The 12,573-nt window shown below is 43.0% G+C and carries 9 protein-coding genes; 3 read left to right on the forward strand and 6 right to left on the reverse strand.

Annotation, left to right across the window (positions count from 1 at the left end):
* Positions 1-3: 3 nt before the first annotated feature.
* Positions 4-1,194: an MFS transporter gene (locus ESV85_RS12020; RefSeq protein WP_146917907.1), complete on the reverse strand. Its 1,191-nt coding sequence runs from the start codon at positions 1,192-1,194 to the stop codon at positions 4-6.
* A gap of 402 nt (positions 1,195-1,596) precedes the next feature.
* Between ESV85_RS12020 and ESV85_RS12025 the strand changes: the two genes are divergently transcribed.
* Complete coding sequence (locus ESV85_RS12025; RefSeq protein WP_146917909.1) at positions 1,597-2,697, forward strand: glycoside hydrolase family 130 protein; 1,101 nt, start codon at positions 1,597-1,599, stop codon at positions 2,695-2,697.
* A 103-nt stretch (positions 2,698-2,800) separates the two neighbouring features.
* On the opposite strand, the gene ESV85_RS12030 is transcribed toward ESV85_RS12025, so the two are convergent.
* Entirely contained in the window at positions 2,801-3,970 is a 1,170-nt protein-coding gene (locus ESV85_RS12030; protein WP_146917911.1) for an MFS transporter, read from the reverse strand.
* Between the two features lie 234 nt (positions 3,971-4,204).
* Here ESV85_RS12030 and ESV85_RS12035 point away from each other — a divergent pair, with 234 nt between their 5' ends.
* Both ESV85_RS12035 and ESV85_RS12040 read left to right on the forward strand, forming a co-directional pair.
* Complete coding sequence (locus ESV85_RS12035; RefSeq protein WP_191321995.1) at positions 4,205-4,966, forward strand: SDR family NAD(P)-dependent oxidoreductase; 762 nt, start codon at positions 4,205-4,207, stop codon at positions 4,964-4,966.
* 92 nt (positions 4,967-5,058) lie between these two features.
* On the forward strand, positions 5,059-6,453 hold the full coding sequence (locus ESV85_RS12040; RefSeq protein ID WP_146917915.1) for a sulfatase: 1,395 nt from the start codon (positions 5,059-5,061) through the stop codon (positions 6,451-6,453).
* A gap of 201 nt (positions 6,454-6,654) precedes the next feature.
* On the opposite strand, the gene ESV85_RS12045 is transcribed toward ESV85_RS12040, so the two are convergent.
* From ESV85_RS12045 to ESV85_RS12060, 4 genes are all read right to left on the reverse strand, one after another.
* Positions 6,655-6,990, reverse strand: coding sequence for a HopJ type III effector protein (locus ESV85_RS12045; protein WP_146917917.1), 336 nt, complete (start codon positions 6,988-6,990; stop codon positions 6,655-6,657).
* Positions 6,991-7,370: 380 nt separating this feature from the next.
* Entirely contained in the window at positions 7,371-8,504 is a 1,134-nt protein-coding gene (locus tag ESV85_RS12050; RefSeq protein WP_146917918.1) for an FG-GAP repeat domain-containing protein, read from the reverse strand.
* A gap of 160 nt (positions 8,505-8,664) precedes the next feature.
* The gene (locus ESV85_RS12055; RefSeq protein WP_146917920.1) at positions 8,665-11,814 is read right to left on the reverse strand and encodes a PVC-type heme-binding CxxCH protein; all 3,150 of its coding nucleotides are present in this window, start codon (positions 11,812-11,814) and stop codon (positions 8,665-8,667) included.
* Between the two features lie 130 nt (positions 11,815-11,944).
* Positions 11,945-12,573: sugar phosphate isomerase/epimerase family protein (locus ESV85_RS12060; RefSeq protein ID WP_146917922.1), on the reverse strand; the 629-nt coding region annotated here is incomplete at its 5' end.

The raw sequence follows: 12,573 nt of genomic DNA on the forward strand, positions 1-12,573 counted from the left end.
TTCTCAGCTCTTCGAGTTGTCAGGTAAAGTTGAAGGTTTAGGAATGGTCAGGAAGTAAAGTATCACAAAAAGAGTAACCGTGGCTGTCATAAGAAAGGCGGTAGTGGCTCCGAACTGAAACCAAATTAAACCGGTGAGTGTGCTTGCCAACATGGTGCATATGCTTTGCAGTCCGGAAAATGTCCCGATTGCTGTTGCTGTATCTTTCTTGTCGGTTATGTTTGAAATCCAGGCTTTTGAAATACCTTCGGTGGCAGAGGCATAGATACCATAAAGAAAAAATAGTCCGAAAAAAAAATATAGGTTAGTGTTGACCGACATCCCGAAATAGACGATAGAAAATAGTCCAAGGCCGATAATGAATATTTTTTTGAGCCCTACTTTGTCAGCAAGAATACCAATAGGAAAAGCAAAAAGGGCATAAATAAGATTGTAGAAAATATATACTCCGATCACCCAAGTATCGTCAAGTCCAGCTTGTTTTGCCTGAAGCAGGAGGAATATATCAGAGCTGTTGAAAAGCGTAAAAACCAAAAGGCCTATAACGACTTTCCGGTATGCTGTAGGACTTACTTTCCAGTAATGTAGGAATGAGAAAAATGGCGTTTTGACCTTTTGGGCATGCTCTTTTACATTTTTATCCTTTAGATATAAGGAAGAAAGCACTGCCAATAGCCCTGGGATAAATGCAATATAAAAAAGTGTCTTGTAGTCTTCTGGATAGAAATACAAGTATAACAAAGCCAGTATTGGGCCAATGACTGCACCTAAGGTGTCCATGGAACGATGAAATCCAAAAACTTTTGCCTTGGTTTCTGGAGTTGCTTCGTCAGAAAGAATTGCGTCCCGTGCACCTGTGCGAATACCCTTTCCAAAGCGGTCAATAGTTCGCGCAAAGAATATCCAAAGTGGAAAGGTGAAAATTGCCATCATCGGTTTGGAAATGGTGCTGAAGGCATAGCCAATTTGTACAAAAGGAACTCTTCTGCCCGAGAGGTCTGAAAGCTTACCAAAATAGCCCTTGCTAATTCCTGCCGTTGCCTCTGCTACACCTTCTAGGATTCCAATCAGTACGATTGAGAAGCCAATGGTTTTTAGGTAAATCGGCATGATGGGATATAGCATTTCGCTGGCTGTGTCAGTCAGCAAGCTAACTACTGATAAAACCCAAACTGCCCTGGTTATATATTTCAAATTCTTATCCTGTTTACCAAAAATTAAAACTGAAGTACTCGTCATTTAGGATCGCCTCAGCCTTACCTAGTGATGCATTTTTTGTGAAGCTAGTTAGCCAATTTACCGGTATATGTTATTCTTTTTTTAGGTTAAAAAACTAAACTTTTTATACTGTTATAAGAGCTTGGTATAAATCATCGGTCTTCATTACCTCTATCGTGATCGGTGTGAATATATAGCGCCTTGTCTTCCCAATCCATAGGAACAGGAGAAAGAAAAGTACCAGATGGCAACCGAAAGTAGGACTGCAATCCGAGATAGCTAAAGGTCGACTTATTGAATCTTTAGACTTGGGCATTCTATTGACTTTTTTTTTACAGCTTTCAAGAGTCTATCTTGAGTGTAATAAACCCAGCTCAAATGAAGAAGTCGATCTCATTCCTCCTACTCTTATTTTCTTTTTTGTCTCTCCAAGCTCAGGAAAAATCCTGGATGCTAGGGCCTTTCCTTAGACCAGAAGCGGCCAAGCCTATTATCGCTCCGCTGAGCACAACGACTTTTGTAGATCCAATGACTGGCAAAACTGTAGCTTGGGAGTCCATGGCTACATTTAATCCGGCTGCTATAGCTAGAAACGGTGAAGTGTTTGTGCTCTATCGGGCGGAAGAAAAACTGGGAGAAAAAGAAATTGGTGGGCATACCTCCAGAATTGGTTTGGCCACCTCAGCAGATGGTTTTGCTTTCGAGCGGGAGCCTGAACCGATTTTTTACCCGAAAGAAGATAATCAAAAGGAATTTGAATGGACTGGAGGTACTGAGGATCCCCGAATCGTAGAAACTAGCGAAGGAATGTATGTCCTGACCTACACGCAATGGAATAGGGATGTGCCTAGACTCGCCGTCGCCACGTCAAAAGACTTGCGAAATTGGGAAAAACATGGGCCGATTTTCAAAGATTGGAAGGATGGAAAATACCATAATACAGAATCCAAATCCGGGGCTATAGTCACTGAACTGAAGGACGGCAAGTTAACAGCGGCAAAAATAGATGGGAAATACTGGATGTATTACGGGGTGCCACACATTTGGCTGGCTACTTCAGAAGATTTGGTCCACTGGCAGCCGGTAGAAAATCATGAGGGAAATCGGGTTCCGGTACTTAGTCCTAGACCCGGATACTTTGATTCATGGTTGGTAGAGGCAGGTCCTCCTCCAGTGCTGACCAAAGATGGAATCGTAGTGCTTTACAATGCTGGCAATTCCCAGCAAGTTGGAGTGAAAAATCTGGGAAACCGGGTCTATACGGGTGGGCAGGCACTTTTCTCTGCTACGGAGCCTTGGAAACTTCTCGATCGTGTAGAAACGCCCTTTATTCAACCAACACTCGATTTTGAAAAATCAGGGCAATACCCAGAGGGAACGACCTTTCTGGAAGGTTTGGTCTATTTCGAAGGCAAATGGTTGCTGTATTATGGAACTGCTGATAGTATGGTGGGTGTGGTATCTGCCGAGATTGACTAATTGTCTCAACTGGGATATAAGATATGTTCTGATTCTTGTATAGTAAATTAAGGTGTAGTTACAAACTCACCTAACTGGGGCTTAAATAACTTTAGGATCTATGTTAAGTTATCCTCTTCCCTGTTTTCTGATTTAATGCAATAGTAAGTATGGTCATAAGTAAAAGGAATATTCCTAAAAAAGCCACTAGTGATGAATATCCCGTAAGTGTGGAGATTTTCCCAAAAAGGAAGGGCATCAGCGTAATTCCTACATACGCGCTGGCCATCTGCATTCCCATGATTTTTTGTGAGTATTTTTCTCCAAAATTCACTGGAGTTTCATGTAATAAACTTGGAAAGATCGGAGCACATCCTAAACCAACAATCAGAAATCCAGGTAAAAGCAAAGTTTCATAAGGCATGAACAATAATCCCAATCCAATTGCAATCACAGCCTGTCCCAAATAGACCAGTTTTCGGTTGGTGAAGTAATTGGTTAAGAAACCGGAAAGCATTCTTCCTGCGGTAATACCCACATAATAAAGTGATACCAGTCTTGCTGCTTGATCTGCAGCGTAGCCCTTCTCAAAAACCAAAAAACTAGCTCCCCATAATCCGAAAGTTGCCTCAATCGTGCAGTAACAAAAGAAGATTAATAGTGCCTGTTTTAATCCTGGTATTGTTTTCAATAGGGTAAAGAGATTATCAGAATTACCTTTCTGCTCGGGATCATCTGGTTCCCGTTTTCTGTCCCAAAGTGGAAGTGAAATAATCAGGAGCACTACCAAACCGATTTGAATCCATGCGATCGTGTTATAGCCTCGAGACCAAGAAATTCCTTTGGCTAAATACCCGGCCATTATCATGGGACCAATTGCCGCACCAACTCCCCAAAAACTATGAAGCCAATTCATATGCTTAGCTTGGTAATGGATTGCTACATAATTGTTGAGTGCAGAATCCACGCTTCCTGCACCCAAACCTAAAGGAATGCCTAGTAAACACAGGAAAAGGAAGTTATAGGAATAAGAGAATCCCAATAGCGCTATTGCTGTCAGGAATACGCTGATTGTAGTGACTTTAGCCTCTCCAAACTTCTGAATCAAACTACCACTAAAAAGACTGGAAATAACGGTGCCTGCTGCCACTATCATCGAGATTATCCCTGCATAATCGACGGGAACATTCAAAAAGTCGAACATTGCCGGCCAAGCAGATCCCAATAGTGCATCTGGCAATCCAAGACTGATAAATGCCAAATAGATGACGATAAGGAGTAGTAGCTTTTTCAAGGGTGAGAATAAAAAAGGTTTAATAAAGAAAATGAATAATGACAAGTTATCCTATGTCCTTTTTCCATTTCTGTTTTTCTACGCGTCAGTTCATTTAAAGATGATTTCATTTATGTTGAAAAGGAAAGAGAATCAAAAAATCTACTTGCTTAAATTCGGCTACAACATCCCTAAATTTGGCTAAGTAGCTGAACTGATTTAGCCGGAGATTTGTAGAAACAAAAACCAAAGATTATGACAGATAGTAAAATAGCATTAGTGACAGGCGGAAGCCGCGGTTTGGGTAGGGATATGGCGATCAATCTTGCTAAAAAAGGCATTGATCTGGTGATCACTTATCATACTAATAAAACTGCTGCCGATGAGGTGGTGTCTGAAATAGAGAAACTGGGAAGGACAGGGAAAGCCTTGCAGTTGGATACCAGCGTGGTGAAGAGTTTTGATGGGTTTTTTGCGCAGCTTGCGGAATACCTGAAAGCGGAAAAGGGAAGAGACAACTTTGACTTTTTGATCAATAATGCAGGAACGGGCTTGTATGTGCCGTTTTTGGAAACTACCGAAGAGCAGTTTGATGAAATGTCCGACATCCACTTGAAGGGAGTTTACTTCCTTTCTCAAAAAGCAGTGCCTCTCCTTGCTGATGGTGGCAGAATCATCAATATTTCTTCAGGATTATCTAGATTCAGTTTACCAAACTCATCCGCTTATGGTGCCATGAAAGGTGGAGTAGATGTGTTTACAAGATACTTGGCTAAGGAACTAGCTTCACGTAAGATCACGGCAAATGTGGTAGCGCCGGGAGCGATAGCCACTGAGTTTGGTGGAGGTGAGAATCGGGATAATGAAAAGAAAAGAGCGCTTATATCTGGTGCAACTGCGCTGGGACGCGTTGGGGAGCCAGAGGATATTGGCGGAGTAGTGGCCTTTTTATGCTCAGAGGATTCCCGCTGGATCAATGGTCAGCGTATCGAAGTTTCAGGTGGGATTTTTCTCTAGGCTGAGAAAGGGCGGGAACTTAGCTGTTAGAACGGAGACTTTATGACAGTACAGGATACTTCTATAATCATTTTCTAAGTATTTTAGAAACTATGAAGAATATCTCGCCTTTTTCAAAACTGCTTTTTTTCTTTTTGCTACTTAGTAATTCTACTGCTTTTGCGCAGGAGGAAAAACCAAACATCATCTTCATTCTTACCGACGATCAGCGTTGGGATGCCTTAGGGTTTTCTGGAAATGATATTATCCAAACTCCCGAAATGGACAAGTTGGCTGAGCAGGGAGTTTACTTCAAAAATGCTTTCGTCACCACGCCCATTTGTGCGGCGAGTCGTGCAAGTGTATTGACGGGACTTTACGAGCGAACTCACGGATATACCTTCGGGCAAGAGTTAAACGAGGGTTATGCTCAGAATTCCTATCCTGCTCAACTGAGAAAATTAGGATATGAGACCGGGTTTTTTGGAAAGTTTGGGGTGAATTATCCTGGTTTCTCCAAGTTGTTTGACGTGGGTGATAGCTACGATAGAAATGGGAAATTTGACGATAGACGCGGGTATTTCTACAAGACTATCGATAATGACACAGTTCATCTGACTAAGTACACTTCCCACCAAGCGCAGGAATTCATCAAGAATCAATCAGCGGATAAGCCATTTATGCTTTCGCTGAGTTTCTCAGCTCCTCATGCACACGACTCTGCCAAAGATCAGTTTTTCTGGTCAGCTGATGTAGATCACCTATATGAAGATGTGACCTTCCCAAAACCGCTTTTGTCACAACAAAAATACTTCGATCAGCAGCCGGACTATGTGAAAGAAGGGGAGAACCGCACGCGCTGGTACTGGAGATATGATACGCCGGAGAAATACCAGAAGAGTATGAAGGGGTATTACCGCATGATCTCGGAAGTGGATCTGGAGATCGGTAAAATCCGCAAGACGCTGGCCGAAAAAGGAATGGATAAAAACACGGTGATCATCTTCATGGGCGATAATGGCTATTTTCAAGGGGAGCGACAGCTTGCAGGAAAATGGCTGATGTATGATAATTCACTCCGAGTGCCGATGATCATCTATGACCCGAGAAATCCAGGGCATAGAGAGATCACGGACTTTGCGCTGAATATAGATATAGCACCTACTGTGCTTGAGTTTGCAACTGGAAATCTCCCCCAAGAATGGCAGGGCTTGAGTCTGGCGGATTACGTAATTGGAAAAAATCCAGCACAGGACAGAAAGGAATTTGTAGCAGAGCACCTGTGGAAAGTGAATATCATTCCAGCAAGTGAAGGCCTTCGAACCAAAGATTGGAAATACTTCAGGTATCAGGATGATCTGGCTCATGAAGAGTTGTATGATCTGAAAAAGGATCCTTTGGAGAAAAAAAATCTAGCTGGAAAGAAAAGCCACAGCGACACGCTGATTGAGATGCGAGAGGTTTTTGAAAGACAAGTGAAGAAACTGGAAGCTGATAAGATTGATTGAGAAGAGCTGGTAGATATTGCGAAATGTGGGAGGGGAGAGTATTAATTATCCGATTTGAGTTCGGACTGTGAGGATCCAGTCTGGGTGAAGTAGATCCACTTTCAAGGTTGGTAAAAACCAACTAACTAACAAAGCGATGGGTGCAGCCCCTCGCTTTGTTAGTTAGCCCTTTCAGGGCCTAAAGTAAATAATTGCGCTTTTCTACTTTCCCTCCAGCCCTTCTCCTTCAAACTTGATCCCATTCCAGCCGGATTGCATAAAGTTTCGGATGTTTTGATGATCTGTTCCTTCGGGATTTCCCAGGACGTCGGTTCGGTAATAATTGCCAAAAAGTGCCAGCGTCTGGTCTTGTGTGAGGTTTTGCAGCGTTGCAAAGGAAAAGATCTTGCAGCTGCCGTTGTTTTGTCCAGCTTCGTTTACCGTGTCGCCGTTGGCGAAACGGGTAGGAGTGAAGGTGAAGTTTGCATCGATATATGCGAGTACATCAGTGAAAGCAATGGTTTCTGGGGATAGAGAGATTTGTTCTAAAAGATTCATAGGATTTAAATTTCAGCGCAAGATCGGGAGTTTTTAGAAATTAATCTTTTGCTTCCATTATGAGAATAGGAATTGCAAATTCCAAAAATAGTAAAGCGTAGTTGCAAACTACGCTTAGCGTGGGGTATTCAGTGATCAGTCTTCCTTATTTACTTGTTCAAGTCTTGAGACCTGTCCGACGACAGGCGGGCTTGGACATATTCTAATGAAGTCTCCAGACTTCTTTTACTTAGATATTGGGCAGTCTGAAGACTGCATTTCAAAAGGCACAAGTCAAGAGACTTGCGCCAAGCTGATCATGAGACTTGTGCTAAATGGGCGGGAAAGATTTGCGCTAGATTGATCATCTAATTGCGCCTTTGCGCCTTGGCGGGATATCTTTAATTCTCAGGTCTACCGAGATTCTTAAATACTACCAAGCCATCTTTTCCTGCCACTACGATATCTTTCCAGCCATCGCCATCTAGGTCAGCAATAGAAAAATAAAGCCCGCTGCCTTTACCTTCCCCGATTGGGCCATAGCTGATCACATTCTTGGTAAATGATTCTCCATTCCATTTGAAATAGTACAAACCGGCATAATCTTTTCCTCCTAGATCTTTGCCGTTATGGGCCCGATAGCGTTTGCCAGTGACCAGTTCATTCTGTCCATCATTGTCTAAGTCCACCCATTCCATGGTGTGGTATTGGGATTGGTAGGGATCTATTTCATGCTTCGCAAAGCTGATTTTACCTCCTTCTTTCTTTTGCTCCAGCCAAAAAAGTCCAAAGCCATGTGCTTGTCCTACGATAATATCTGCTAATTCGTCTCCATTTACATCAGCAACAATCATCGGAATGCTGGCATCGCCTAAGTCAAAATCAGCATGATGAATCCACTTCCCAGTTTTCAGATCTGAGGGAGCTTCCAGCCAACCTTCAGCAATCACAAAGTCGCCACGACCATCTCCATTGATATCACCGAAACCCAATCCATGTCCGTGCATTTCTGCCACGGGGAATTTCTCGAATTCATTTGGCCCTGTTTTTTTATAGTAGGCGAGTGCTTTTCGGGGAGTGTTTGGTACGATTTCTAGCACGCCATCTCCGTCTATGTCAAATCCTCGACTGGTTTCTATGTTTCCGGTTTTGGCGATTTCGTGAGTTTTCCATTCGCTGCCGTCACCAGGATTTTCTTTCCAGACTAAGGTCCCTTCAAACCATCCTCCAGTTACAAAATCCATTTTCCCATCCTCATTTACATCCATGGGAATGGTAGAAAAATCCTCGTAATATTCTCCAAATCGCTTGATCTGCCCGATGAGAGATCGATCAAGAAAGCCTGGACCTTTATACCAAAAACTCCCGGAAACCAAATCCAGTGTACCGTCATTGTCCACATCGAAAACACCTACAGATTCGGTGCTCTCATAGGCTATCACTTGTTTTTGGAATTTCACGGTGGCCTCTTGTGCGTTGGCAAATATGGGTAATGCGGCAAAGAAAAGGGGGAGGCTTGTTTTAAGTATATTCATGGCAATGGGGTTTAGGTATTGACTAATTAATAAAATGGGTCAAAAGGAACTCAAATCCTCTGACCCATTTTTTCTTTATCCGACATCCGACATCCGACATCCGACATCCGACATCCGACATCCGACATCCGACCCACCACGGCGGGCAGGTATCCTACATCTACTTCTCCATAGGATGTGCTTTCAGCAAATCAGCAGGTTGGAAGAATCCTGTATGATCTTTGACTTCTTCACGTACCTTCTTCACCAAATCAGGCGAAATAGGCGAAGCTGAATTTCCAAAGGAATTTCTGACGTAAGTCAATACGGCTGCTACCTGTGAGTCGTCGAGCATCCCTTCGAATGGAGTCATTGGTACCTGGCCTGGATAATCTTTTCCAAGAACTGTAATCGGACCCATTACTCCTTTCAAAACTATTTTGATCAGTCGCTCTTCATTGCCAGTCACCCAAGGAGTGCCAGCAAGTGGAGGGAAACCTGAGGCACCAAGACCTAATCCATCAGGTTGATGGCAAGTGCTACAGAAGCCTTCTCTTGCAAAAATCTCCTTACCCAGAATAAATAGTTCTCTATCTGATCCTGTTAAAGAGGACTTGATGTCCTCTTCTTTTTTCTCTTTTACAGACAGTCCTGAAATATGTGCTACTGCGGCTTCATAGGCTGGAGTGATCCATTCTTCCATTTCTGTTCCTTCAGCAGCTGAAAGTACTTCGAGGCCTTCTTGACGTGGCATCCAGGATGCAGCGACAATCGCCTCAAGACGTACACGTCCGTTTTCATCCTTGATTGCTTCGGTCATCAATTCTTTTTGATTGGAAACCTGATGCCCAGTGTAGCGAAGCACTCTCACCGCTGCTGCTCTAGCTCTGTAGTCTTTTGCTTTTAGCAATTCCTCAAGTAAGTCCTGGTTTACCTTATTTATACCCCAGCTCACCCAAAGCGCTTCGAGTACATTGTGCTCATATCTTGGGTCGTTCTTGTCCAATTTGCTGGCCCATTCTGCTACTGCTTTGGCTACTTCCTCTTTATCTCTTCCACGTAGTTCACGACGAGTTCTGTAGCGGGTTCTGTACTCAGGTAGTTTTAGGTTTTCCATCAAATCAGGGATGCTTGCTCCGTCGATTTTGGCAGGAGTAACTAAAGGTCTGGATGGATAGGTGATTCTGTAGATTCTACCATGCTGATGATCTCGCAGTGGATCACGGGCGTTGTGCTGCATGTGACCGATCAGGATATTATGCCAATCCACTACATAAAGAGACCCGTCAGGTGCAATTTCCATATCTACCGGGCGGAAATTTCTATCTGTGGAAGTAAGCAGGTCTTGTCTGAATTTGGTAGAAAATCCGATTTCCTCATCGATCATTTGATGTTGTTTTGTTCCTAGGAAACCTATCGTGTTATTGATAATCATATCACCTTGCACATCTTCAGGGAAATGTCTACTGGAGATAAATTCAAGACCTGAAGTAGGTCTCACCATTTGATCTTTTTGGATCAGGTTTGCTCCTTTAGCCGTAGCATTTCCATAGCGGGAAAGTAAGGTAGCAGGCATCATGTAGTTTACATTCGGGCCGGAAGTCTCTGCGTAGAAGTTTTGTCCCCACTCGTCAAAAGCAATTCCCCAAGGGTTTGGAATGCTTACTTGAGCTACCCGCTCGAGCTTATGTCTGCTTGGCGTGTATCTGTAAAAACCACCATTAGTTGCACGAACTGGGCCGTAGGATGTTTCTACATTGGTGTGAAGGAATACTCCCTCTGCCATATAAATAGATCCTGACTCATCCGTAGTAAATGCTGAAATGGCATGGTGTGTATCGTGATCATCGAATCCACTTAGAAGGATTTCTTTTCGATCAGCTTTGTCGTCATTATTATCATCATATAGGATTATCAGGTTATTTCCCTGAGAAACATATACCCCTTCTGCTGCCAACTCAAATCCTACTGGGATATGCAGATCATCTGCAAAAACTGTTTCCTTATCGGCTTTACCGTCATTGTCTGTATCCTCATAGATCAAAAGCTTATCTGCTGGACGGGAATCACCTGGCTTATAATGTGGGTAACTTGGCATAGTTGCTACCCAAAGTCGGCCTTTGTTGTCAAAGGAAAGCTGAACAGGGTTCGCCAGATTTGGCCATTCTTCTTCAGAGGCGAAAAGCTCGATTTTGTATCCTGGAGCTACTTTTAATTTTGCCAGTGCGGCTTCTCCATATAGATATTCAAGGCTGCCATTTGCTTCAGGGTTATAGTTGGTCTCTACTTCAGGAAGCTTGGTGGTATTAGCATCAGCAGCCGCAAGGTCTTTTCTTTCGCCTTTATTTGCCATCCAGATTGCTGTGTCTCTGATCGCGGTCAACTGGCGGATTTTCTCTAATTCAAAAGGATAATTGTCAGGCCCGAAAGGATCGTATCGTCTGCCGAATACGTGTACACCATTAGGGATTTTGTAGTCATTTCTCCAAAACCAGTTTTTCTCCTGAACTGCTTCATGAACTAGTTCACGGTTTGCTTCAGTTTGGATTTTTTGCTCTCCAAAAATTTCATCTGCCAAAAGCACAGCTAATTTTTTGTAGCCAGCTTCGTTTAGCTGTGAACCATCTATTGTCAAATCTTCCTCTGTTTCCAGATACCATTGCTTACTTGGTGTGAAAGCATCTACAAATAGCACGTGGTTATTATCCGCAATCTCACGCATTGCTACGGTGTAGAGATTTAGATTTTCATTTTCAGTTTTGCCATTAGGCACATCGATTTTCTCAGAAAGATCTTCAAAAGCGATAGGAGAGACGACAACCAATTTCGGAGTAAGCGTATCATGATATTTCTGACGAAGCGTATGCTTAATAAAGGCGTCCAATTCAGCCTTGTAGTTTTCTACACCATCGACACCTTGAAAGGATTCATTGTAACCAAAAAATGAGATAATAATATCCATCTGTAGGCGGGTCAGCCATTCGTCAGGCTTCTCCAAGTGTCCTATGCTTCCTGAAGGAGTGGCATATTCTACCTGAAAATCTTCGGCTCCCGGGAAAGCCCAGGGATCGTTTGTGCCAGATCTAGGTCTAAAGCCTGGAGTGTCTCCCGGATCTGAAAGGTTTCTGATGTAGAGGTTCTTCTCAGGGTTCCTGAGTTGCATCTCGGTCTCAAAGTTCCCATAATCCATCATTCTGGATCCTAGGTTATTTCCAATCAGAGCGATTCGGCTGTTTGGTTTTAACTCGATGGTTTCCTTTTGGGTGCATTGAAAAGTAAGGAGTCCTATTATAGATAGGAGAAAGAGGTGGTGGGAGGGTTTATTAAGCATGGCTTATAAGAGGTTATACTTTTGGTTTTGAGCCAAATAGTTTGTATTTGGATAATGATGTTATGTTATTTTTGTAGAAGTACAAAGAATATTTTGATTGTACTGCTTATATGATGAGTAGACGGTAAAGCTATTTGCTATACTTCACAAGTTTTTCTCGAATCAACTCATAGCCTTTTTCAGCCATGTCCCAAGGCTCAGAGAAATTCCTCCACACACCGATGGAGTTCGCAAAAGCAGGATCGTTTCTGGTGAAGCCCTCAATAGTCAACCAACCTTTATATTGAATATCAGCCAGCGCTTTAAACGTCTCGTCAAAGTTCACATGACCAGAACCTGGCGTGCCGCGATCATTCTCCGAAATATGGAAATGCCCTAACTGAGGTGCGATATACTTGATCGCATCACCCAACTTTTTCTCCTCAATATTCGCATGATGCGTATCAAACATCGCTTGTACATTCGGGTGATCTGCCTTTTTGAGCAAATAGGAAAGCTGCTCCATGGTATTGCAGAGATAGCATTCGAATCTATTCAATGCCTCAGGAGTCAACAATACGCCAGCTTGCTGGGCATAATCACCCATAGCATGTAGGTATTCTGCTGACCAATTGTATTCCTCTTCTATAGGCTCTCGTGATGCAAAAACAGTGAATCCAGAATGGTATGGCCCACAAAGCACCTGAGCATTTAAATCATACGCTCGATCGATTACCCATTTGAGTTGTTCGCTAGCCGCAGCTCGTATTTTAGCATCCT

The sequence above is a fragment of the Algoriphagus aquimarinus genome (genome assembly GCF_007997215.1).
GTDB classification, from domain to species: Bacteria; Bacteroidota; Bacteroidia; order Cytophagales; family Cyclobacteriaceae; genus Algoriphagus; species Algoriphagus aquimarinus_A.